This is a genomic window from Cupriavidus sp. 96C5-1, assembly GCF_057798855.1.
Window position 1 is genome coordinate 48,126 of sequence record NZ_JBYOJU010000027.1, and the last position, 22,975, is coordinate 71,100.

Annotated in this window: 23 protein-coding genes and 1 pseudogene; 8 read left to right on the forward strand and 16 right to left on the reverse strand. The window is 65.9% G+C overall.

All coding sequences use genetic code 11. The features are described 5' to 3' along the window. The first annotated feature begins 89 nt into the window (after positions 1-89). Together AC3FOF_RS25985 and AC3FOF_RS25990 are read left to right on the forward strand one after the other, a co-directional pair. Positions 90-959 carry an SDR family NAD(P)-dependent oxidoreductase gene (locus tag AC3FOF_RS25985; RefSeq protein ID WP_488728243.1) on the forward strand — a complete coding sequence of 290 codons (870 nt, stop codon included), beginning with the start codon at positions 90-92 and terminating at the stop codon, positions 957-959. 67 nt (positions 960-1,026) lie between these two features. Then, entirely contained in the window at positions 1,027-1,566 is a 540-nt protein-coding gene (locus AC3FOF_RS25990; RefSeq protein ID WP_017229569.1) for a nuclear transport factor 2 family protein, read from the forward strand. Here the strand turns inward: AC3FOF_RS25990 and AC3FOF_RS25995 are convergent. Genes AC3FOF_RS25995 through AC3FOF_RS26025 form a run of 7 tightly spaced genes read right to left on the reverse strand, consistent with a single transcriptional unit; the run spans position 1,542 to position 6,321 of the window. Next, the gene (locus AC3FOF_RS25995) at positions 1,542-1,784 is read right to left on the reverse strand and encodes a hypothetical protein (RefSeq protein ID WP_017229570.1); all 243 of its coding nucleotides are present in this window, start codon (positions 1,782-1,784) and stop codon (positions 1,542-1,544) included. The two genes, AC3FOF_RS25990 and AC3FOF_RS25995, sit on opposite strands and share 25 nt — an antisense overlap. Continuing rightward, entirely contained in the window at positions 1,781-1,969 is a 189-nt protein-coding gene (locus AC3FOF_RS26000; RefSeq protein WP_488728244.1) for an SDR family NAD(P)-dependent oxidoreductase, read from the reverse strand. Before AC3FOF_RS26000 ends, AC3FOF_RS25995 begins: the two co-directional genes overlap by 4 nt. Before the next feature lie 2 nt (positions 1,970-1,971). Continuing rightward, the gene (locus tag AC3FOF_RS26005) at positions 1,972-2,736 is read right to left on the reverse strand and encodes an SDR family NAD(P)-dependent oxidoreductase (protein ID WP_488728245.1); all 765 of its coding nucleotides are present in this window, start codon (positions 2,734-2,736) and stop codon (positions 1,972-1,974) included. Positions 2,737-2,739: 3 nt separating this feature from the next. After that, entirely contained in the window at positions 2,740-3,699 is a 960-nt protein-coding gene (locus AC3FOF_RS26010) for an acyl-CoA dehydrogenase family protein (RefSeq protein ID WP_488728246.1), read from the reverse strand. Then, positions 3,696-4,910 carry an acyl-CoA dehydrogenase family protein gene (locus tag AC3FOF_RS26015; RefSeq protein WP_488728247.1) on the reverse strand — a complete coding sequence of 405 codons (1,215 nt, stop codon included), beginning with the start codon at positions 4,908-4,910 and terminating at the stop codon, positions 3,696-3,698. Before AC3FOF_RS26015 ends, AC3FOF_RS26010 begins: the two co-directional genes overlap by 4 nt. 2 nt (positions 4,911-4,912) lie before the next feature. Next, entirely contained in the window at positions 4,913-5,548 is a 636-nt protein-coding gene (locus AC3FOF_RS26020) for a CoA-binding protein (RefSeq protein WP_488728248.1), read from the reverse strand. 2 nt (positions 5,549-5,550) lie between these two features. Beyond that, positions 5,551-6,321 carry an enoyl-CoA hydratase/isomerase family protein gene (locus AC3FOF_RS26025; RefSeq protein ID WP_017229575.1) on the reverse strand — a complete coding sequence of 257 codons (771 nt, stop codon included), beginning with the start codon at positions 6,319-6,321 and terminating at the stop codon, positions 5,551-5,553. A gap of 427 nt (positions 6,322-6,748) precedes the next feature. Here AC3FOF_RS26025 and AC3FOF_RS26030 point away from each other — a divergent pair, with 427 nt between their 5' ends. Next, entirely contained in the window at positions 6,749-6,949 is a 201-nt protein-coding gene (locus AC3FOF_RS26030) for an SMP-30/gluconolactonase/LRE family protein (RefSeq protein WP_488728291.1), read from the forward strand. On the opposite strand, the gene AC3FOF_RS26035 is transcribed toward AC3FOF_RS26030, so the two are convergent. After that, positions 6,946-7,884, reverse strand: a complete 939-nt coding sequence (locus AC3FOF_RS26035; protein ID WP_017229576.1) for a LysR substrate-binding domain-containing protein — start codon at positions 7,882-7,884, stop codon at positions 6,946-6,948. The genes AC3FOF_RS26030 and AC3FOF_RS26035 overlap by 4 nt on opposite strands. Positions 7,885-8,011: 127 nt before the next feature. On the opposite strand from AC3FOF_RS26035, the gene AC3FOF_RS26040 reads away from it, so the two are divergent. From AC3FOF_RS26040 to AC3FOF_RS26050, 3 genes and pseudogenes are all read left to right on the forward strand, one after another. Next, on the forward strand, positions 8,012-9,076 hold the full coding sequence (locus tag AC3FOF_RS26040; protein WP_488728249.1) for an LLM class flavin-dependent oxidoreductase: 1,065 nt from the start codon (positions 8,012-8,014) through the stop codon (positions 9,074-9,076). Positions 9,077-9,086: 10 nt separating this feature from the next. After that, positions 9,087-9,884, forward strand: a complete 798-nt coding sequence (locus tag AC3FOF_RS26045) for a flavin reductase family protein (RefSeq protein ID WP_017229578.1) — start codon at positions 9,087-9,089, stop codon at positions 9,882-9,884. A 238-nt stretch (positions 9,885-10,122) separates the two neighbouring features. Next, positions 10,123-10,467, forward strand: a pseudogene (locus AC3FOF_RS26050) (CoA transferase); the annotation flags it as partial. Between the two features lie 147 nt (positions 10,468-10,614). On the opposite strand, the gene AC3FOF_RS26055 reads toward AC3FOF_RS26050, so the two are convergent. Continuing rightward, a complete protein-coding gene (locus AC3FOF_RS26055) occupies positions 10,615-11,799 on the reverse strand; it encodes a porin (RefSeq protein ID WP_488728250.1) in 1,185 nt (394 codons plus the stop codon). Positions 11,800-11,973: 174 nt separating this feature from the next. Further along, positions 11,974-13,656 (reverse strand): FAD-dependent oxidoreductase, encoded by a 1,683-nt coding sequence (locus AC3FOF_RS26060; protein WP_017229581.1) that lies wholly within the window; start codon positions 13,654-13,656, stop codon positions 11,974-11,976. Positions 13,657-13,894: 238 nt separating this feature from the next. Between AC3FOF_RS26060 and AC3FOF_RS26065 the strand changes: the two genes are divergently transcribed. Next, the gene (locus AC3FOF_RS26065; RefSeq protein ID WP_017229582.1) at positions 13,895-14,662 is read left to right on the forward strand and encodes an enoyl-CoA hydratase/isomerase family protein; all 768 of its coding nucleotides are present in this window, start codon (positions 13,895-13,897) and stop codon (positions 14,660-14,662) included. Between the two features lie 116 nt (positions 14,663-14,778). Here AC3FOF_RS26065 and AC3FOF_RS26070 read toward each other — a convergent pair whose 3' ends face one another. From AC3FOF_RS26070 to AC3FOF_RS26095, 6 genes are all read right to left on the reverse strand, one after another. Beyond that, a complete protein-coding gene (locus tag AC3FOF_RS26070) occupies positions 14,779-16,866 on the reverse strand; it encodes an acetate--CoA ligase family protein (protein WP_488728251.1) in 2,088 nt (695 codons plus the stop codon). Positions 16,867-16,922: 56 nt separating this feature from the next. Further along, complete coding sequence (locus tag AC3FOF_RS26075) at positions 16,923-18,041, reverse strand: acyl-CoA dehydrogenase family protein (protein WP_488728252.1); 1,119 nt, start codon at positions 18,039-18,041, stop codon at positions 16,923-16,925. Between the two features lie 3 nt (positions 18,042-18,044). Beyond that, on the reverse strand, positions 18,045-19,229 hold the full coding sequence (locus tag AC3FOF_RS26080; protein ID WP_488728253.1) for an acyl-CoA dehydrogenase family protein: 1,185 nt from the start codon (positions 19,227-19,229) through the stop codon (positions 18,045-18,047). A 78-nt stretch (positions 19,230-19,307) separates the two neighbouring features. Next, positions 19,308-20,285 (reverse strand): tripartite tricarboxylate transporter substrate binding protein, encoded by a 978-nt coding sequence (locus tag AC3FOF_RS26085; RefSeq protein WP_035818881.1) that lies wholly within the window; start codon positions 20,283-20,285, stop codon positions 19,308-19,310. Positions 20,286-20,583: 298 nt separating this feature from the next. Then, positions 20,584-21,216: a helix-turn-helix domain-containing protein gene (locus AC3FOF_RS26090; RefSeq protein ID WP_017231182.1), complete on the reverse strand. Its 633-nt coding sequence runs from the start codon at positions 21,214-21,216 to the stop codon at positions 20,584-20,586. 88 nt (positions 21,217-21,304) lie between these two features. After that, positions 21,305-22,078, reverse strand: a complete 774-nt coding sequence (locus tag AC3FOF_RS26095) for an enoyl-CoA hydratase/isomerase family protein (RefSeq protein WP_017231181.1) — start codon at positions 22,076-22,078, stop codon at positions 21,305-21,307. Positions 22,079-22,220: 142 nt separating this feature from the next. Here AC3FOF_RS26095 and AC3FOF_RS26100 point away from each other — a divergent pair, with 142 nt between their 5' ends. Next, positions 22,221-22,964, forward strand: coding sequence for an IclR family transcriptional regulator domain-containing protein (locus tag AC3FOF_RS26100; protein ID WP_017231180.1), 744 nt, complete (start codon positions 22,221-22,223; stop codon positions 22,962-22,964). Positions 22,965-22,975: the final 11 nt, after the last annotated feature.

Below are 22,975 nucleotides of genomic sequence, written 5' to 3' on the forward strand. Positions count from 1 at the left end.
GAGCTGGAGACGTGTATCCGACGGCCGGATGTGCCGAATAACCCTTCCGCAATGCTCGATTCGCTCGAGTTGCCTCAAAAACAGAACGAATGATGGACTATCCAGCATCTGATGGCGCCGTAGACCGTGCTTTCGACACGGGCGCCGACTGGCTCGGCCTGCGCGGCAAGGTCTGCGTCGTCACAGGCGGTGCGGGCGGCATCGGCGCCGCAATCGCCTTGGCATTTGGCCGCGCCGGCGCCGCCGTCGGCGTACTCGATCGGCCCGGGACACAACACGAGGCAGCCATTGAACGCGTCGTCGGACAGGTGCGCGCGGGCGGCGGTACCGCAATCGCTCTCGGTTGCGACATCGCCAATACCGAAAGCGTGCGGAAGGCCGCCGATACATGCCGGAACTTGCTCGGACCGTGCGAAGTGCTCGTCAACAATGCCGCAGTCAGTATGCCGTCGGCGCTGATGGAGATGCACCTCGAACGCTGGAACGCCACGCTGGCCGTCAACCTGACCGGCGCGCTGGCGTGCACCCAGGCGTTCGGCGCGCACATGATCGAACGCGGCGCTGGCGCGCTCGCGCATGTCGCCTCGATCGGCGGTAGCGTGCCGCTGCCGTTCGGCGGCGCATACAGCGTGAGCAAGGCCGGGCTGCTGATGTTGTCCAGCCAGCTTGCGCTGGAACTGGCCGACCATGGCATCCGCAGCAACGTGGTCAGTCCCGGCCTGGTGCGCACGCCGCTGAGCGAGCGCTTCTACCAGGACAACGATGTGCTGATCCGGCGCGCCGAGCTTGTGCCGGCACGCCGCATCGCCATGCCGGAGGACATTGCCGACGCGGTGTTGTTCGCCGTCAGCGAGCGCGCGTCTTATGTCAACGGCCAGGAGATCCTCGTGGACGGCGGCCTGGCCCGCAACCTGATGGCCATGCTCCCGCCCGGCTACGCCGCGAAGCCGGCCCGGTAGGCCCGATTTCCCACCCGCGGGATGGCCGTGCCGATGGCCGCCCGCTTGTTGCCAAGGAGACTCCCGAATGACAACACCACCCACCGACGCTTATTCTGCCATCGAACAGTTGCTTGATCGCGAAGCGATCCGCGAGTGCATGTATCGCTACTGCCGGGGCATCGACCGCTGCGACGAGGCGGCGCTGAGCAGCGCGTACTGGGAAGACGCGACCGACCGGCACGGCGCTTACTCCGGCAGCGCCGCCGGCTTCATCGACCTGGCACTGGCCAAGCTGAGGAAAAGCGAGCGATCGGTCCACATCGTGTCAAACCTGTCGATCACGCTGCGGGGCGACTGGGCAGCGGTCGAATCATATTTCCAGGCGTTGCAGCGCGATGCCGACTCGGCCGGCGTCCAGCACGAGGTGTTCCTGGCCGGACGCTATGTCGACCGCTTCGAGAAGCGAAACGGAGAATGGCGCATTGCGCGCCGCGTGGTGGTCTACGACTGGATCCGTCCGCTCGGCACGCCGGAAGGCACCGAGGCCGAGCGCTTCGGCCCGCGCGTGCCAAACGGCGCGCGCTGCCCGGACGATCCCTACTACGCGCTGCTGCGAGGCGATTGAGACGGATGAGACGAGCGGGCCGATCCCGAATTGGCCCGTTTCAGATGGGCTGCCGTCAGGGCGAGAAAGCAAAGCGCCTCGGCCATTTCAGCGGGATCCGCCATCCGGCCGAGCGGAATCTTCGCCACGGCCTGCTCCGGGTCCAGGCGGCCCGACGCGATCAGGCTTTCGACCAGTTCCGTGCGCACAAAACCGGGGCACAGCACCGTCACGTTCAAGCCCGGCCGTTGCCGCGCAGTACCCGGCGGCTGCCCTGCCCGCAGCCGTCCATGCCGGATAGCGTGGCCACAAGGCCGGCAGCGTCACGATCGACCAGCACGCGCCGCCGGCCCTCGCGGGCGAAGCGGCGTGCCGCGGCCCGGCCGATACCCGATGCGGCGCCAGTGATGAGGACCGTCTGCATCGTCAGATATTGCTGAAGGTGATGCCGCCGTCCACCACCAGCGCCTGTGCCGTGATGAAGCGTGCCTCGTCGCTGGCGAGAAAGCAGATGCCGGCGGCCACGTCGTCGACGTTGCCGAGGCGGCCCATCGGGGTGCGGACGACGCGGTTGGCATCGCGCTCGGCATTGCGATTGCGCTGCGTGCCTTCGGTCGGCACGGCCGACGGGCAGACCGCGTTGACGCGGATGCGACGGGCGCCCAGTTCCGCCGCCGCCGCGCGGGTGATGCCCAGGATGCCCGACTTGATGCCGGAATAGACCACCGAATTCGGCGCCGACGACAGCGCAGCCGTGGATGCGACATTGACGATGGTGCCGCCGCATTCCGGGTCCATCGCTTCGGTGGCGGCCTGGATGCCCCAGATCACCGCCTTGAAGCCAATGTCGAGCATGCGGTCGAGCGTCTCAGGCATGATCTCCGGCACCGACTGGTAGCGCACCCACGCCGCGTTGTTGACGAGGATGTCGAATCGTCCGCCGTGCTCCATGGCGCGGCCCACCGCCTGCGCGATGCCGTCGCGCGTCGAGACGTTCTGCGTCACCGCGAACGCATCCCCGCCGGCCGCGCGGATTTCCGCCACGGCCGCATCGACAAGTTCGTTCTTGAGGTCGTTCACCCCGACAATCGCGCCGCGGGCAGCCAATTGGCGCGCCGTCGCGCGTCCAATACCGGCGCCCGCGCCGGTTACGAGCGCCACGCGCCCGGCCAGATCCTGTAGCTTGCTCATTCTTCAGATACTCCCGATGAATTCCTGTCCCACGGCACGCGCCAGCGCGCCCGCGCCGAATGCCGCATCGAGCTTGCGCACCTCGCGCAGCGAGTAATGCAGCGGCAACTCCCAGCTAAAGCCCATGCCGCCGTGCAAGTGAATGGCTTTCTCGATGACGAATGCCGCGTTCGCGATGGCGCCGGCCAGCGCCGGGCGGGCTCTGCGCGGCTGGCCATACTCGTTGCACGTCATCGCGCGCCGCACCGCCGCCGATGACGCCTCCTGCAACAGCTTCATGCGCGCCAGCAGGTGACGCACCGCCTGTTTGGCCGACAGCGGCCGTCCGAACTGCACGCGCGTGGCCATATAGGTCGCAGCCATCGCCAGCGCCCCTTCGGCCGCCCCGTTGGCCAGTTCCGCCATCAGGAGGGCCGACTCGTGATCCAACGTCGCACGTGCCGTTGCGTCGAGGCGCGCCACCACGCTCGCGCCGCGCAGGTTGAGCCAGACTTGCGGTGCTTCCGGGTCCAGCGCGCCGTCCTCCTGCACGGTAAGGCTAGCCATGTCGAGCAGTGCGGCGCCGTCGTCATCCTGCACGAGCACCCAGTCGCACAGCGCTGCATGGCGCGCATGGCTGGCCAGCCCGTTGCGCAGGTCGCCTTGCCATGCGATGGTTGCAACCTTCCCGCCCGACGCCAGTTCGGCGGCAACCGGCGTGCCGCCAAACGCGCGCGCCAGCAGGATCTGCTCGGGCAGTGGCATACGCAGTTGCAGCTTGCCGGCCGCGTTCGCGATGGGCAGCGCGAAGTCGATGGGCAGCCCGAGGCCGCCCTCGCCCTCCCCGGCGCATACGCCGAACAGTCCCGCCTCGGCCAGTACACGGGCGGCATCGCGGAAAACGCGCGGCAGCGCATCGTCAATCGCCGCGCAGGCGGCCTCGGCAAATTCCTCCGGCCGCAGATCGTCATCTCGCGTCGTCATTTCAAATCCTTGGGCAGATTGAGGATGCGCTGCGCAATGACGTCGAGCTGCACTTCCGAGGTGCCGGCGTAGATCGTCTCGGCGCGCGAGAACAGGTAGGCGGTGCTGAATGCCTGGCGCGCCCGCCGGGCCTCCGCGCTCGACAGCGGACCCACCTTCGACATCAGCGACAGCGCGAGCGACGCGAATGCCTGATGGCACTCCGACCAGTACAACTTGGTCAGCGAGCCGCGCGCGCCGATGGCTTCGCCCGCCTCCATGCGCTCGACAGTGCGCTCGACGAGGCCTTTGAGCGCGTCGATCTCGCACACCACGTCACCAATGCGGCGCAGGATGTAGCCGTCGTCGAGCATGCGCGATAGCTGCGCGTCCGACTTGCACGCCCTGACCAGGTGACCCAGTTCGCATTCGAAGCGCCACGGACGGTACATGCGATTCGTGGCGCGTTCGATTGACAGCACGCGGATCGCCGCGTTCCAGCCTTCGTCCGGCACGCCCAAGCGGGCGCTGTCCGGTACAATCACGTCGTCGAAGAAGACCTCCGCAAACGACACCTTGCCATCGATCGACTTGATCGGGACCACGCGGATGCCCGGCGTATTCATCGGCACCGCGAACATCAGCAGTCCGCGATGCTTGTCGACCACTGTGCCAGTGCGGGTCAGCAGCAGACAGTAGTGCGCCTTGGCCGCGCCGCTGGTCCAGATCTTCTGGCCGTTGATGCGCCAGTGATTGCCTTCCTGCACGGCCCTGGTGCGCAGCCTGGCCAGGTCGGAGCCGGCGTCAGGCTCCGAGAAGCCCTGGCACCAGTATTCGCGCATGGCGAGGATACTGGGCAGGAAGGACTGCTTCTGCGCTTCCGTACCGACAGTCATGATGATCGGACCGGCCAGCTCCTTGCCGATCGAACTGACGCTTTCCGGCATCGGCAGCGCGCCGATCTCCTTGTTGACGGCCAGATGCTCGCGCAGGGTCAGGCCGTAGCCGCCGTAGGCTTTCGGCCATGTCATGCCGGCGAGGCCGGCGTCGTACATGGCCGCCTCCCAGGCGCGCGACTCGTCCAGCGTCGGTGTGCGGTAGTCCAGGCTCTCGGCACGCATGAAGCCGGGCAAATTGGCACGCAGCCACTGGCGTGCGTGCTGGCGGTAGACCTCGGACCCGGCAGTCGGATCGGGGATCGTCACGCGACTTTCGCGATATTCGGTTTGCATGCTCATACTCGGGGGGCCTGCTCGGCCTGTGCACTCTGTACGGCTTTTGCACTTTGTGCGACGGGAATCATCAACGCGTCCAGCACGACGATACCCTGCCCCTCTGGCCGCACGAGGGCCAGAGGCCATCGTTGCGCAGCGGGCGCCCCGGCATCAGCAGCGCGGCAGCGTGGCCGACGTCGATCAGTTCCTCGGCCGAGCGCACGCGCAGCGCGCCGTGGCGGCGGAAGACTGCGTCGATGCGCGATGTCGACCAGTTCGGCCTGCAGCGCGGCGCCCTCGGCGCCCAGTTCCGCGAAGCCGGAAGACAGGACGATCACGCCCTTCACGCCGCGCGCCGCGCTGTCGCGCAGCGCAACTGCCGTGGCGCCCGCCGGCACCGCCAGGATGGCGAGGTCCGGCGCCGTGGGCCTTTCGCTTACCGACGTGTAGACCGGCAGCCCCTGGACGGTGCCACCCTTCGGGTTGACGGGATATACGGTGCCGGCATAGCCATGCTTCAGCAGCATGTGCACCGGCGGTCCGCCTATCTTGGTGGGATCTTCCGAGACGCCGACGATGGCGATGCTGCGCGCGTGGAAGAAGGCTTCCAGCCCCCTTCCTGGACGCCCGCCCGGCCGTTCAGTCTGTTGCGTCATGATTAGCGTCCCTTGAATTGCGGAGCGCGCTTTTCCAGGAACGCCATGCGCGCTTCGCGGGCGTCCTCCGTGCGGGACAGCGCCATCGTGAATTCCTGCTCGAGGCGGTACGCGTCGCGTTGCGGCATCACGTCCACCATATTGGTCGCGCGCTTGGCGTACACGACCGCCAGCGGCGCCTTGGACGCGATCTCGCGCGCCAGGTCCATCGTCGCGGACAGCAACTCGCCAGCGGGCAGGACGTCTTCCAGCACGTTCCGCCGCAGCAGGTCGTGGGCCGACAGCCGCTGGCCGGTAAAGAACATGCGGCGCACGGTGGAACGGCTGAACAGCGTGCGCAGCATCGAGGCGCCGCCCGCCAGGCCGACGTTGATCTCCGGCATGCCGAAGGTAGCGTCCTCGGAGGCGTAGAGGATGTCGCAGGCGGCCATCAGCCCCAGGCCCGCGCCCAGCGCGGCGCCGTTGACAGCCGCGATGACCGGCTTCGCGCATTCCTTGATGGCATTGCCGGTTTCTCGCGTGATGCGGTTGTGCTCCAGGAAGTCGCCAGCGACCTCGGCATTCGGCCGGTCTCGCAGGTCGGCGCCGGCGCAGAACACCTTGCCGCTACCGGTCAGGACCGCACAGCGGACATCGTCACGCTCCGAGATTTCATCGAAGGTCGCCACGATCTGGCGGCGCATCTCGCGGTTCAGTGCGTTGACTGGCGCGCGATTCAGCGTCACCAGCGCCACGCCGTCGGAAACCTCCATCAGGACCGGCTTCTCGCTCATGCCTGGACTCCCGAGGCGGAACGGGCGCCACTCACCAGGAAAAATGCGCGCTGCAGCGCGCCGTGTACATGTCTCATAGGAGTCCCCTTGAATCGAATGGCTGCCGTATATCGCTGCGTTGCGCAAATCGTCGATAACGCGCCGATTGCGCGTCGATCACCTGGCTGCGATCGGCTTGGGACCGATTATATGAACGGCCCTTGCCTGCAATTCCCGCCAATGATGTTGATTGTGTTCTGCGAGAATTCGGCATATTCCCGGCGGCCAAAAGCCAATAGGATTTGTCCGCCAGGCCTCGCGTGCCGAGGCAACGCCGGCGCCGTCCGGCAATCTGAAAAGCTGACGGTATGAACGCGCCCCGCCACTCCAGTGGAGCGCGAGATGTCGAGGGCGTATCTGGGTTGGCAAATAAATGCCATGAGGCAGGCTGTCGCACCGCATCGACCTGCCAGTGGCGCACCCCACCTCGCTATGCTTCGGCGGGCCGGATCTGAAAAATCTCTACATCACATCAATCCGCGACAGCGGCAGGCTGCGGGCCGATGGCCCGCTGGACGGCGCCCTCCTGCGCGTGCGCGGGACGGGACTTCGCGCCGCGCCGCGCCCGCGGTGTCGCCTGCTCGTCTAGTCGCCCGTGTTCTCGGCGAGTGCGCCCGTCTTGCCGTACGCGCTGAAGCGAAGCTCGTCGCCCGAAACATGTGCGGCGACGAAGTCGAGGAAGAGGCGAATCTTGGCCGGGATCATCGCCGTGTCCAGGATGGTTGCGTACATCCCTTCCTCGAACGTGGTGTTGGTCACCCGGAAATCCGGCAGCAGCCGCGCCAGCGTGCCGCGCGAGATGTCGTTCTGGACCGTGTAGTCGTCCAGCAGCGCGATACCCTCCCCCAGGCGCGCCAGCTCGAGTAGCGCCATGCCGCTGTTGGTAACGTGCCGCGGCTTGAAATTCACTTCCTCGACGGCCTCCCCACGCTTGAAGTGCCAGCTATAGTGGCTGCCCGGCAACAGATAGGCCAGGCAATCGTGATCGACGATATCGCCTGGTTGCGCCAGCGACCTCCGCCGCTCCAGATAGGCCGGCGACGCCACCAGGTAGCGCTGGCTCCGGAAGAGGATGCGGCGCTTCAGGCCGGCCTCCACCGGCGGTGTAATCCGGAAGTCGATATCGAAGTTGTTGCGACGCAGGTCCGTCTTGTCCTCGGAAAGCACAAGGTCGACATGAATGTCCGGATACTGGCGACTGAATGCCGCCACCAGCGTGGGCAGCACCCCGAGCCCGAACATCACCCGCGAGTGAACGCGCAGCGTGCCCTTGGGCGCGGCGCGGATCTCCGTGATGTTGCGGTGCGCCTGGTTGATGTTCCAGAGAATGCCCTCGAGTTCCCGCGCATATTCCTGCCCCGCCTCGGTGAGCACCACCTGGCGCGTGGAGCGCATCAGCAACTTGACGTTCAGCTCATTCTCGAAGTCGGTGATCATGCGCGACACGGACGTGGCCGACACGCCGAACTGCCGCGCCGTCTCCGAGAAGCTCTCCGTCGTGGAAATCGACAGGAAAAGCTCCATGGCACGAAGCCTGTCCATCATTCCTCCAATTTCTGCAGTACAGAACGTCGACTTTCCCATATTCCGGGCGGCAACCTGCGGTACCTAGAATTCCCTGAAACCTTCACAGGCAATTTCAGGAAACATCATGGAATTCGGCGTATTTATCTTGGCCCAGCAGCGAGGTTATCACCAGACCTCGAAGGAAGTCATCAATAACTCCATTGAGCAAACCGTCATGGCGGAGCAGGCAGGTTTTCATACTGCGTGGTACGCCGAGCATCATTTCAATAATTACTCGCTGTCGCCTTCGCCACTGATGACGGTGGCGCACACTGCCGCCAAAACCCACCGCATCCGCCTGGGCACGGCCGTCTGCATTCTCCCCCTCTACCACCCCGCGCGCTTCCTGGCCGAAGTCGGCTTTGTCGACACGGTGTCGAACGGCCGGCTCGACCTCGGCGTCGGCTCGGGATACCAGCAATTCGAGTTCGAGCGCTTCGGCGTGGACATCGCCGAATCGGGCGCCATCTTCAATGAATTCCTCGACGTCATCCCCAAGGGACTGACGCAGAAGATCTTCGAGCATGATGGCGAGTTCCTGAAGATCCCGCTCAGCTCCATCGCCGTGCGCTGCCTGCAAGACCCGATGCCCCCGCTGTGGATCACCTCGGGCAACCCGGTCACGCTGGCGCGCGGCGTGCGCGAGAACCACAACCTCTTCGTGACGGCACTGCTCAACGGCAACGACGCCATCGCCGGACTGCGCCAGCGCCTGAAAACGGTGGCCACTGAAAACGGCAAGGATCTCGACCGCGACGTCAAGTTCGGCTTCCTGCGCTGCGGCTACGCCTCCAACAACAAGGCCGAGATCGACGCCTACCTCGATTGCGCCCGCTTCCAGCGCCGCATTTCTGAGAGCCTCAAGTTCCGACGCGCGCAGAGCGACGACGGCTACATGGTCAAGGAAGTGCCGTCCGACACCGATCCGACGTTCGAGCAGTTGCGCAAGAACCTGCCCGTCGGCTCGGTCAACGAGGTCATCGACAAGCTGCTGCAGGAAATCCGCATCCTGCGTCCCAAGCACATCGCGCTGCAGACCCAGCTTGGCGACTTCGACCAGAAGACCATGCTCAGGCAGATCGAACTGTGGGGGGATCGCATCATTCCGGCCATCCAGAAGGAGGTTGGCAGCCTCCGCATCGCCGCCTGAGGACCATGCCATGCGTATCCACCTGACCAATGCCGGCGCCATCACACTGCGCGAGCCGGCCGAATTCAAACGACTCGACGTACTGGTCGATCCGCAGCCGCATGAGCGCCTGGAGCGCGCCATCGCCCGCATCGGGCGGCGCGAAGACGAGCGCCACTTGCGCCTGTCGCCTTCGGTCCTCCGGTTCCTGTCTGGCCACGCCGGCGATCCGGCGTGGGAATCCGGCTTCCTGGCCATGGTGGCCGGCGCGGCCCGCCACGGCTGGGTGGACGAGCGTGGCGACATCCGCGCCCACGTCACAGTCAACGACAGCGACGAGGTCGTGACCGTCGACGAGTTCAAGGCCGCCATGCGCGCGCTGCCGGCCGGCATCAGTGCCGTAACCACCGGCAACGGCGAGCACGTGGCCGGGATCATCGTCTCCAGCCTGACTTCGGTATCGGCCTCGCCGCCCATGGTCGGCTTCTTCGTGCAGCAAACCGCCTCGGCACGCGGCGCCCTGCTGCGCGCCGGACGCTTCGTGGCGAACGTGCTAGGCGAGGAGCACCGCGCGGTCATCGACCACTTCGCCAAGACGCCGCAAGGGCCCGCGCGATTCGCGACCGGCGAGTGGCGCAAAGGCGACCACGGCCTCCCGGTGCTGGCGGATGCCCTCGCCAGCATCGAATGCGACATCGTCTGCACCGAGGCCCTGGGCACGCACGACCTCATCGTGGGAAAGATACGCAAGACCACCTGCAATCAGGCGAACCCGATCATCAACTTCAATGCGGGCAAGCACGGCATTTCGCCGACGCATCTGCAATAGGGTTTCGATCGCCCCATCGCGGCCTCTACCCCCGCATACTTACGCTTCCCGCACCGGCCGGGCCCGACAGCATGACGTCCGGCCCGGCCATCTGACGTCAACGTGCCCTGGCAGCCCCATCCACGCCGGCGCACAGTCCTCCCAAGGCATCTCCATGAAACGACCAGACAAGGCTTTTTGGCGCGCCGGCAGGCATCCGCGTCGTGGATCTCTCGCGCATTCTCGGCGGTCCCGGGACGACGACGAGCGCTACGCGACCGCCGGAGCGCGCTCAGTCAAGCGCGTGGCTCTGAAGGCGGAACTGGATGCGCTGCTGCGCGGGCACGACGGCAAGACGCTGGCCGACGACCTCGCCGCGAAGAGCGTGCCGTGTGCGCCGGTGCTGTCGGTGGCAGACGCTTTGCAGCATCCGCACACCGCGCACCGGGAAATAGTGGTGACGATGGGAGAGGGGAAAGACGCCTACCGGGGCCTGGGAGCGCCGGTCAAGCTAAGTCGCACGCCGGCCACGTACCGCCACCCGCCGCTCATGCCGGGCGACCGGTTCCTGGAAGACGGCATAGTGGACGAGGACTGGACCTGATCGCGGCAAGCCGCCCGCCCTCCGAGCGCGGCCTGGACTATGTACCATCGCCCGAAGTCCGACGAAAAAGGACCCCGGCCTGATCCGGCCGGGGCGCAATCCTCGCGGACCCGCAGGTCCGGCAAAGGTGGAGATACTGTCAGGCGGTCAAAACTTGTGGCGCATGCCGACAGCCGCGCCGACCTGGTGGTTGCTGCCCGCGTCCAGGAAGTAACCGCTCGCGAAGCCGTCCGTCGAATTACCGAAATTCAGACCGCTATTCTTCGAATAGGCCACCGTCAGGTAGACGTCGGTTCGCTTGGAGAGGTTGTAGTCCGCGACAAAGGTCGCTTGCCACGGATTCGGGAGATTGGTCGCCGGCAATGCCGAGCCGAAGCGCACGGTCTTGAGGTTGTCGTAGTAATACGCGAGCGTCAGCTTCAGCGCTGGCGTCGCGGAGTAGACACCGCCGATCCAGTAGTAGTCGTCGCGCAGCAGCGTCACGTCACCGCTCGCGTCCTTGTTCTGTCCCCAGCGGTAACCGGCGAACAGCAGCGCCGGACCAATGGCGTAGCGCGCACCCACGGCAGCCTTCTTGAACGCCATCGCGTTGCCGGCCGTGACGGCAGGATTCCACTGGTCGTAGGCCAGGCCGATGCCGAACGGGCCGGAGCTATACGACACGCCTGCGCCGTACGCCGAGTTATCGCGGAAGTGGCCGGGCGTTTCGCCATTGCCGCCACCCGACAGCGGCACGCCGACGGCGGTGGCCGTCCCGGCACCAAAGCTCCAGTGCGCCTCGGCAACCAGGCCGCCGAATTCGCCCTTGTACTTCACGGTGTTGTCCTCGCGGAACTGAGGACCAGCCAGCGCCGGCGTCGATTCGTACAACGGCGACAGCGCCAGCGGCACGAAGTTCGCCATCACGTCGAGCAGCGACGAATACTGGCGGCCCAGCATGATCGTCCCGACACCGTCCTTCTGCAGCCCGACAAACGCCTGGCGCCCGAAGAGGCGCCCGCTCTGCTGCGATTTGCCGTCGTCGATGCCAAAACCGCTTTCCAGCACGAACTGAGCCTTCAGGCCACTGCCCAGGTCCTCTTCCCCGCGCAAGCCCCAGCGCGGCGACGACATGCCCCCGGCCGTCTGCAAGCCGAAGCGGTTGCCTCCTGGCTGCCGCGTAATCACGCCCGTTTTCGGATCGATGACGGGCACGGTCGCCGAGATGTTGCTGACGTACTCGATCGCGGAATCGACTACGCCATAGAGGATCACGTTCGACTGCGCATGCGCCGCGCCGGCCAGCAGGCTCAATGCCAGAGGCGCCAGGGGCGCGAGGGTTGCCTTCTTCATGCTCGTTTGTCTCCTCAGTTTAGTTATGGATGACGAATCAAAAAAGATCTCGACTCCGGAAAGCAGGGACGAGTCAATCCCGTCGGCTCGATTCGGCCGACTTTGGAATGCGACGGATTTAGCGAGGAAAATGCCGGAGGTTGCGGTGTGCGCGTCTGCCCTCCGGCCTTGCGATCAGGCGGTCAGGACTTCCTCCGCGCGCCCAAATGCAAAATTGCGGTAGCCGTCCTGCGCGGCGGCCGCGCAATGTTCGCGGTACTTGTTAAAGCCGCCCGTGAAGATCGTCAGGCCCTGCGGCTTGTCCTTGACGTTGGCGCCGACATACCAGGTCTTGGCCTTCGAGACCAGCGTGCGCTGGGCCAGCGCGCGGACGACGTCCATCCACGCCTGCTCGGCCTGCCACGTCGGCTCGACCGATGCCAGGCCCTCGCTGTGCATGTGCGTCAGCAACTGGGCGATCCAGTCGACGTCGTGCTCGCTGATGCGGATGATGTTGGCGAGCGCCGACGGACCGTTCGGGCCAGTGGTCATGAAGAAGTTCGGGAAGCCTTCCATCATCAGCCCGTAGCAGGAACGTGCTCCGTCCGCCCACTTCTCGGTGACCGTCCGGCCTTGGCGGCCGACCACGTCGAAGGCAAGCAGCGCACCCGTGAGTCCGTCGTAGCCGGTGGCGAAGATCAGCGCGTCCAATTCGGTTTCGCCCGACTCCGTCCTCACGCCCTTTTCCGTGATCTCCATGATCGGATCGGTGAGGCAGTCCATCAGGTGAACGTTCGACCGGTTGTATGTTTCGTAGTAGCTGCTATCGAGGCACGGCCGGCGGGCAAAGATCGGATAGCCCCGGGGCTTGAGCTTCTCGGCAGTCGCGGGGTCTTGCACCACCTCGTCGATCTTGCCGCGCACGAACTCCGCGACTTCCTCGTTGGCCTCCGCGTTGATCATCAGGTCGGCGAAGGTGCCGAGCATGGCGAGGCCGCCGTTCTTCCAGGCGTCTTCCAGCAACTGGCGGCGCTGCGCCGGCGTCACGCTGAAGAATGCACGCGTGGACTGCGGCCGCACGCCGCCGACCGCGCTATTGCGCGCCGCTTCGCGGATGCCGGCGTAGTTACGCTTGACCTCCGCCACGTAGTCCTTTTCGAGCTTCACGTTGCGCATCGGCATGGTGAAGCTAGGCGTACGCTGGAAGACGAACAGCTCGCCGGCTTCCTTGCCGACTTCCTGGGCGATCTGGATGCCGGTCGATCCGGTGCCGATCACGCCCACCCGCCTGCCCGCGAAGCTGACCGGCTCGTGGGGCCATTTGGCGGCGCGCAGCAGTTGGCCGCGGAAGCGCTCGATGCCGGGAATCTCCGGCTCTTTCGGAATCGACAGCGGGCCGGTCGCCATCACGCAATAGGTAGCCTCGACCGTTTCGCCCCGGTCGGTCGTCACCGTCCACAGCTTGCGGCCCTCGTCCCACACCGCACTCGTCACGCGGGTATTGAACCGAATGTGCTTGCGAAGATCGAGCCTGTCGGCCACGAAGTTGATATAGGCGAGCAGTTCCGGCTGTGCGGCGAACTGTTCCGACCAGGTCCACTCCTGCTCGATCTCGGGAGAGAACGAATAGCTGTAGTCGACGCTGGGCAGGTCCACGCGCGCCCCCGGGTAGCGGTTCCAATACCACACGCCGCCCACGTCGCCGCCGGCCTCGAAGGCCTGGATCTTCAGGCCCATTTCGCGGAAGCGGTGGATCGCGTACATGCCGCCGAAGCCGGCGCCGACCACCACCATGTCCAACCGCTTGCTGCCTGCCTGGCCGACCTGGGGGATGTCGGCAGGACGACTGTTGTGTTCTCTGGAAAGCGCGGCTTCCATCCTTGTCTCCTCGGCGTTTTTCTCAATGTGAGATGATCTTATCTACCGGTCGGCAAGTTAGCAATTGGATATTTACCCGTATTTTTCAATTTCACATATGTGTTTTTTGCTTGAGGAAAGTCGGACCTGAAGGCCCCACGCCGCTCTCCCGCCTTTCCCTCGCGTATTCCTTGATTGACACCTTACCAGCCGGCAAGTATCTTGATTTCACCATATCCCAACACCCCTGGAGACACTCATGCCCCTGATTCGCACCGAGATCCGTGATCACATCGCTGTCGTGACGATGGACGCCCCGCCCGTCAACGCCGTCAACGCCGAATTCATGCGCGAGATGATCAGCACATTCGACCGCTTCAACGACCTGGACGACGTTCGAGTGGTGGTGCTGACGGGCGCCGGCAAGGCCTTCTGTGCCGGCGCGGACATCAAGGCACGCGCGGGCAAGGTGTTCGAGGCCGGCGAGCGTTGGGAACACAACCGGCTGGCGCGCGAGATCGGCTACGCCATCGTGGAGTGCAAGAAGCCGGTGATCGCCGCCGTCAACGGCGTGGCGCTTGGCGCCGGGCTCGGCATCGCGGCCTGCTGCGACATCCTGCTCTGCTCGGAGAACGCCGTGTTTGGGCTGCCCGAGGTTGACGTGGGCCTGATGGGCGGCGGCCGCCATGCGCAGCGCATCTGCGGCCATTCGCTGACCCGCCGCATGATGATTTCCGGCGATCGCATCTCCGGTGCTGAGTTCTATCGGCGCGGCATCGTCGAGGCTTGTGTCGCCCCTGACCAACTTATGCCGACCGCCATGGACATGGCACGGCGCATCGCGGCCAAGAGTCCGCTGGCCAGCCGCACGGCGAAGCAGTCGGCCGCCACGATCGAGAACATGACCCTGCGCGACGGCTATCGCTTCGAGCAGAACATGACGGCCGAATTGAGCAAGTCCGAAGACTCGCGCGAGGCGATGCGCGCCTTCGCCGAGAAGCGCGCCCCGGTGTTCCAGGGTCGCTGAAGCAGCGGGAAAAGCAGCGGGCGAGGCGTCGAGCCTCGCGCTTCACCCGGCGATGGAAAAGAAAACAGCCCTCGCGACGCCCGGTCGCGAGGGCTGTTTCACGACGACACCCGCACTCAGCCCGCGCGCCTGGCGATCACCGCGTCGAGGCAGAAGGCGCCCTTCTCGCGCACCACAAGCGGGTTGATATCGATGCTGTCGAGTTCGTCGGCATGCGCGACCGCGAATTCCGACAGGCGGCACAGCGCCTCGACCAGCGCGGCTTCGTCGGCCGGCGGCGCACCGCGCCACCCGCGCAGCAGCGCCGACGAGCGAATCCGGTCCAGCAGCGCACGCGCACGCTCCGCGTCGACCGGCGCCGATGCAAACGCGACGTCACGATACAGTTCCACCGCCGTGCCACCCGCTCCATACATCAGCATGGGACCGAAGGTCGGGTCCATGTGAATGCCCGCGATGGTCTCCACCCCGCCCTTTAACATCGGCGCGACCAGCACGCCGTCGATCCGTGCATGGGGCGCGGCGTCGCGCGCGCGTTCCAGCAGCGTGACATGGGCCGCGCGCACCGCAGCGGCATCGGGCAAGTTCAGGATCACGCCGCCGATTTCGGTCTTGTGCGCAATGTCGGCCGAGCAGATCTTGGCCACCACCGGAAAGCCCATTTCCTGCGCGGCTCGCACCGCGTCCTCGCCGGTCGCACACAGGCGTTCGGGCAGTACCGGCAGGCCGGCCTCGGCGAGCACGCCTTTGGCCGCCGCTTCGGTGGCCACGTCGCCGAGCGGCCGCGCAGACTTGCCTGGCACGGGCAGGCGATATAGCGCACGCCGGCGCTTCACCATGCGGGCCGCGCCAGCCAGCGCGATCACTGCTCGGCTCGGGTCGCAGAACACGGGTATGCCAAGAGCCTCCAGGCGCGAATTCACCTCGGGCACCGACGTCATGACCATGATCATGTCCTTGCCCGGATGCTTTTCCCTCAGGGTTGCCAGTGACGAGATGGTCGACTCGAACCGCTCCGGCGACAGACCGGCATGGGCCAGATAGGCGAAGACGGTCGCATACGAGCCGTGCGACAGCATCAGGTCCAGGCTCTGGCCGATGCCATCGGCAACGGCCGTGATCTGCGCCGTGACGTCGAGCGGATTCGCGGCAACGGCGAAGGGTAGAAGCTCGCGCGCGGCCCGCACGCCCGCGGCGGTCAGCGGCGGCATGTTCAGCTCCAGTTCGCCCGCATGGTCGGCCATGAGAACGCCGATGCCGCCCGACGAGGTCATCACGCCCATGTCGGCATTGGCCGGCAGGCGACCCGTAACCGCGCACAGGTAGGCGATGTCCAGCATCTCCTCGATCGAGCCTGGCCGGTAGGCGCCGCACTCGGCAAAAACCGTGTCGAAGACCGCATCATTGCCGGCCAGCGAGCCGGTGTGCGTGCTGGCGGCCGCTGCCCCCAGCTCGGTACGGCCCACTTTCATGATCAACACCGGCTTGCCGGCATCCGCGGCCTTCAGCAAGGCGCGGCGCAAACGGTTGCCATCACCACAGGACTCAAGCGCGGCGCAGATGACACGCGTGGCGGGGTCTTCGGCCAGGTAGTCGATGCATTCGGCCACATCCACGTCGGCCTCGTTGCCAGTGGCCACGATCTTGCTGAAGCCCACGCCGCGCAGCGTGGCCATGCCGTACGCGCAGGAGCCGAAGGCACCGCTCTGCGTCACGAGCGAAATCGGACCCGGACGCGGCTGCAGGCCGTTGAGCGCGGTGGAGAAAGTGGCGAAATAGCGGGTCTCGACGTTGAGCAGGCCCAGCGCGTTGGGACCGACCATGCGCACGCCAGCGTCGCGGCACATTGCTACCAGCTTGTCCTGCAGCGCCCGCCCTTCGGGTCCAGTCTCGGCGAAGCCCGAGGTCAGCACCAGCACGCACTTGACGCCCTTCGCGAGGCTGTCGCGCAGCGCCGCCTCCACGCCGGACGCCGGCACCACGATGACCGCCTGGTCGATCGTGTCGGGAATGTCGCTCACGCTGGCGTACGCCGGATATCCCTGGATTTCCGTCGCGCCACGCTTGTTGACGGGATAGATCCGGCCCTGGAAGGACGCTTCAAGCAGGAAGCGGAGGACGCGGCCGCCGATGCGGTCGCTGTCGGACGAGGCGCCGATGATAGCGACCGATGCGGGTGCAAATAGGGAAGACAGTGAGTGCATGGAATGATAGAGCTTGGGACAGGGAGATCGAGGAGATCGAAAAGATCGACGGCCATTCAGGCGGCGACGGCTTCGGACACTGTCCGCGCGGTCAGCCAGTCCAGGCATTGCGCCGCGTCGCCGAACTGCATGCCGCCCATCAGCGAATGCATGGCCAGGCGCGCCACCAGCGTCTCCCACGTCATGCCCATGCCGCCGTGCAACTGGATGCCGACTTCGGACAGCATCCGGCTGACATTGCCGACGTAGAATTTGGCCAGCGCGATCTCGCGCGCATTGCCGGGGTTGTCGGGCCGGCCCGTCTCGACCAGCCGCTTCACGAGTCCGCTGGCGTTCTCGTATGCCACGTACATCTCGACCACGCGATGACGCAGCGCCTGGAACGTCGCAAGCTGCACGCCAAACTGCACACGCGTGCCGAGGTATTCGATTGTCTGCTCGATCATCGCACCGGCCGCGCCCACTGCCTGTGCGCCCGTCAGCAGGCTGCCGAGTTGCTGGGCACGTGCGATCGCGTCCATCACGGCCGGGCCGCGCAGCAGTATCTGCGAAGCGTCGACCATCAGACCGTCGAGCGTGAAGTCGGCGCTGACGCGCGCGTCCATCCCCCTGTAGTGACGCGCACGGGACGCCGCCGCCGAGACCGGCAGCAGCACCAAGACCGGGTCCTCGGCCTGCGCTTCGAGCGTATTGAACAGCAGGTGCGTGGCCGGTTCGCTGACGTCGACGCCCTCCAGCATGCCCGACAGCCTGCCATCGTCCCCGAGGCGCAGCGCGCTGGGCCGGCCGGGGAAGCGGCCGGTCGCGTCGACCACCGCCGCCACCGAGGCGGTGCCGCACACGACGGCTTCGAGCAGGTCGCGCACGCCCGGCTGCTCGGCGGCCGCCACGAGCAGCGTCGGCGCAACGGCGCAGCGGTCGATCAGCGGGACGGCCAGCGCGTGGCGCGCCGCGGCCTCGACGATTGCGGCCAGGTCGGCCAGCGTGCCATCGACGCCTCCGGCCGCCTCCGGCACGATCACGCCCTGCCAGCCAAGCTCCAGCATCTGGCGCCACTTGGCGCTCGCCGGGGGGGCGCCGGCCGGTCGGGGAGCCTGGCGTTCGGGACTTGCAGCCAGCTTCAGGCTGGTGTCATAAAGGTCGCCCGGAAACATGGGGGTGGAAATGAAGGCCATGGGTCAAGCTCCAAAAAGGTCGCGTGCGATGACGTTTTTCTGAACCTCGCTGGTACCGCCAGCGATGGTGCGCGATCGATAGAACAGATAGGTATGAACCAGTTGGCGGCCCGGCTCGAAATCGTCCGAACCGTCCGCGGCCGGCGTTTGCGGCAACAGGCGCGGGCCATATTGACCGGCGCACAGGTCGTAGGCCAGGCTCGAGATCTCCTGCGACAGCTCCGAACAATGCAGCTTGAGGGCCGACGACTTCGACGCGGCCAGCGTGCCCTGCATCTCTTCCTGGATGGCGCCAAGCAACATCTCGCGCGCACCCATCGCCGAAGCCTGTGCGTGGTAGAGACGCCGCAGCGCCGCGTGCAGGTTGGGCGTTGCGCCCTCGGCGCGGATCCGCTCGCCGATCATCTCCGACACCTGCTCCAACTGGCGCGCCAGGCGCGGTACCGTCGCCGGCGACAGGCGCTCGCGATCGAGCAGGAACTTGGCGCACTTCCAGCCTTCGCCCTCGCCGCCGATTCGATTGACCACCGGCACGCGTACGTCGTCCAGGAACACCTCGTTGACGTGGTGCCACTGGTCGATCGTGTGGATCGGACGCACCTGTACGCCCGGGGTGTTCAGCGGCACGACGAGCAGTGTGATGCCGGCCTGCTTGCGCGCCTCCTGCGACGTGCGCACGAGCGTGTACATCACGTCGGCTTCCTGTGCGTGCGAGGTCCAGATTTTCTGGCCGTTGATGACGTAGTGGTCGCCATCGCGCGCGGCGGCGGTCCTGAGCGAAAAGAGGTCGGAACCGGCACCCGGCTCGGAATAGCCCTGACACCACCATTCGGAGCCATCGACGATGCGCGGCAGGTAGCGCGCCTTCTGCTCCTCGGTGCCGAAGTGCATGATGACCGGGCCGATGTGACCGAGGCCGTGGTGATACAGCGGCGGGCAGTCGAGCTGCGCGCTGACTTCCTCGAACAGGTACCGTTGTTGCAAGTCCCAGCCGGTCCCGCCGTGCTCGCGCGGCCAGTTGGGCGCGCCCCAGCTGCGGGCGTGCAGGATGCGCTGCCATTGCGACAGCTCCTGGCGGCCGAGCTTCTGGTTGCTGCGGACCGTAGCGCGCAGCTCCGGCGGGCAATGCGCGTGCATCCAGTCGTGCAGTTCCTGCCGGAAGCGTTCATAAAAGGCCGCGTCGCGCACGGGCGCGTCGTCAAGTGTGGAGTCGGGAGTGCTCATGTCCAACGGTGCTCGGAAGGTGGTCTGATGGAAGGCCGGAGGTCAATCCGGGCGGATGTTGCGGGTGCGGATCACCGGGCCCCAGCGATCCATTTCGTGTTGCAGGTAGGCGGCGAATTCGGTGCGGGTCATCGCATGCGGATCGACCCCGGCCCGGGAGATCGCTTCGCGCGTCTCGCGCTGTCCGAGCACGGCCTGGATGTCGTTGGCAATGCGATGCTGGAGCGCATCGGGCGTGCTCGACGGAATGAATAGGCCGAACCAGCCGCCGGCTTCGAAGTTCGCCAATGACGGAATTCCGGCCTTGTCGATCGCCGGCACGCCGGGCAGGCGCGGATTGGGCGTCGAATAGCCGTGCCCCAGCACCCTGAGCTTGCCGGTGGCCACATAGGCCATCGTGGCCGGGGAGTCGAACAGCGCGTCGACCTGACCGCCGACCAAGTCGTTGATGGCTGGGCCGTTGCCACGATATGGCGCGTGGACGATGTCGATCCCGACCATGCCGGCGAACATCTCGGCCGCGACGTGCGGGCTCGAGCCGTTGCCCGACGAGGCGAAGCTGAGCTTGCCGGGATTCGCCTTTCCGTAGGCAATCAGTTCCTTCAGGTTGGTGACCGGCACCCGCGAGGAAACGTACAGCACGCTCGGGCTATCGGCCACCATCGCCAGCGGCGTCAGCGCCTTCGGGTCGTAGGGCAGCTTCGGCAGCATCAACTGGTTGCCGATGTAGCCGAACGCGGTCATCAGCAGCGTGTAGCCGTCGCCAGGTGCACGGGCGGCCTGCGCGGTGCCGATCGAGGTGCCGCCGCCCGGCTTGTTATCCACCAGCACCGGCTTGCCCCACCGCTCCGACAGACGAGCGGCGACGGCGCGGGCGAGGATATCGGTTGCCCCGCCGGCCACGTAGGGAACGATGATGGTAACAGGACGGGAGGGAAAGGACTCGGCTGCCACGGACCTGGCGCTGACGCCTGCCGCTGCCAGCGACAAACCGAGCAATGTGAAATGACGACGATTCATCGGGGCGTGACGTGGTTGAACAGACACACCCAGCTTACTTAACGGCCGACAGGTAATTAATAGGGGCAAACCCTGACGAACGCATATGCAGGCCGAAGCCTTGCACAAGCGGACTCAGCCGGCATTCATGCCGCAGACAGAGGAAAAGAAATGGGGATTGTGGCCGCCCGGTGGGAAACCCGACGCCGGAATGGCGAAGGCCATGACAGCCATGCCCGACGACAAAAGCCTGGCATGTTTCATGAAGAGACGCGGCGCGCAGCGGGCCAGGCCCGCACCGCGCGCAATGTCGGCCGCGCTACTTCGCGCGCAGCCCGACGAGGATGATTTCGACGTACCGCTCCACCACCTCCTGGGCGGTCATCTTGCCATCGGGCCGATGCCAGCCGCTCAGGCTGTTGACGGTCGACAGCAGCAGGCGGCCCGCGATGGCGGGATCGACGTCGCGGAATTCTCCCGACTTGATGCCTTCGGCGATGCAATTGCGCAGGTGCCGCTCGTACATGTCGCGAAACATCAGGCCCTTGGCCCGCGACGCGGAGTCGTCGGTGTTGCGGAACGCATTGGAGCCGGTAATCCAGGAGTCCCGGTTCCGCGTGTAGTAGTCCGCCGATGCCAGCATGAACGCGCGCACCTTCTCGACGGCGGTCTTGTGGGGCGCGGTGGCCGCCATCACCGTTTCGAGCAGCTTTTCCAGCCCGTACAGCACGATGCGGTCGTACAGGGCTTCCTTGTTCGGGAAGTGGTAGTAGAGCGCGGCTTTGGTGATCTTCGCTTCTTCCGCGATGTCGCGCAGCGACGTGCCATTGAAGCCGTTCTTCGCAAACAGCCGTCCGGCGATTTCCAGCAGTTGCGCCTGCCGGTCCTCGGGCCTGTCGCGGCTACCGCCCCCGGATGCCCGGGTCGGCTTGTCTTCCAGCCTGGTTTCCATGTGCATCAACCTCCACGTTCAAAAATCTCCCGTCCATCCAATTCCGGACTCGATCAGAACGGGAGACTAACACATACCGGCCGACCGGTCAGCGACCGACGTACACCGGCGCGCGCTTCTCGAAGAAGGCGCGCTGCGCCTCGCGGGCGTCTTCCGTCTTCGAGAGCGCCACGGTATTCCCCTGTTCGTAGCGATACGCGTCGCGGGCGGGCATCAGAGCCGTCATGCGCGCCGCCTCCTTGGCCAGCCGCAACGCGGTGGGACTCTTCGACGCCATGTCGCGGGCAATCTCCATCGCATACGGCATCAGTTCGTCGCGCGGCAGACACGCCTCCACCAGCCCAAGGCGATAAAGCTCCTGAGCGCTGACCTTCATGCCGGTATAGAACATGCGCCGCGCGCGCGACTGGCTGAAGTATCTCTGCAGGTAGGTCATGCCGCCGGCCAGGCCGACGTTGATCTCGGGCATCGACACATACGCATCCTCGGCGGCGACCCAGATGTCGCTGGCCATGATCAGGCCGAAGCCCGCACCCATCGCCGGCCCGTTGATCGCGCAGACGATGGGCTTGCTGCACTCCACCACCGCATTGAACGTCTCGCGCACCAGCCGGTTGTGACGGCCGTAGGCCCCGATCGTGTCGGCCAGGTTCGGGCGCTCGCGGATGTCCGCCCCGGCTGAGAACACGTTGCCCGAGCCGGTCAGCACCACGGCCGCAACGTCGTCGCGATCGGACAACTGGTCGAACACATCGGTAATCTCGGCCCGCAGTTCGGCGTTCTGCGCATTGACCGGCGGTCGGTTGAGGGTGACCGTGGCAACGCGGTCTTCGACGGACAACAGCAAATGCTTGTAGCTCACGACTTTGTCTCCTGGTTGGATCGCTGATGACCCGGACAATGCGTCCGGGTGGTATGCTTTCGCATAAAGCTTACCGGCCGGCAGGTATTTAATCAAGTCATCAGATCGGCGATTTGGCACCCAAACTTCCAGGAGCCTTGTCATGAGCGTCTCACCCGTCAAGTCCGCCATTCGGGTGCTCGAAGTCCTCGACTACTTCCAGCGCAAGCGCAGTCCGCACCAACTCAAGGAAATCTGCGCGGCGCTGGGCTATCCGCTATCGAGCGGCACGGTGCTGCTCAAGAATCTCGCCGCGCTGGGCTACCTGAACTACGACCGGACCACGCGCTGCTACTTCCCCACCCTGCGCGTAGTCGCCCTCGGCGACTGGATCAGCCAGGCACTCCTCGGACAGGGCCAGATCCTGGATGTCATGCGCGAGCTGCATGGCGCAACGGGCGAGACGATCTCCATCGCCGTGCAGAACGACGTGTATCTGCAATACATCCGGGTCATCCAGTCCACCCATGCCTTGCGCTTCCACACGGTGGAAGGCAGCTTGCGACCGCTCACGCTGTCGGCGGCGGGCTGGCTGCTGATGTCCGCGCACGCTGGCAAGGAAGTGGAAAGGCTGATCCGGCGCGCGAACATCGCCACGGCGCGCAAGGAGGATCGCCAGCCGGCCGAACAGACCATGCGGCGGGTGAACGAAGCGCGCTCGGTGGGCGCGGCCTATACGGAGCACATCCCGCTGCCCGGCGGCGCGTCGGTGTGCGTCATGCTGCCGGTGACCATGCAGGAGCGGCCGGTGGTGCTCGGCCTCGGCGGAGCCGTCGATCGCATCCGCGCGAACCGGGACCGCTACCTGCGGCACATGCACGACCTCGCCGACACGCTACGCGCTTGAGAGGCGCCGGG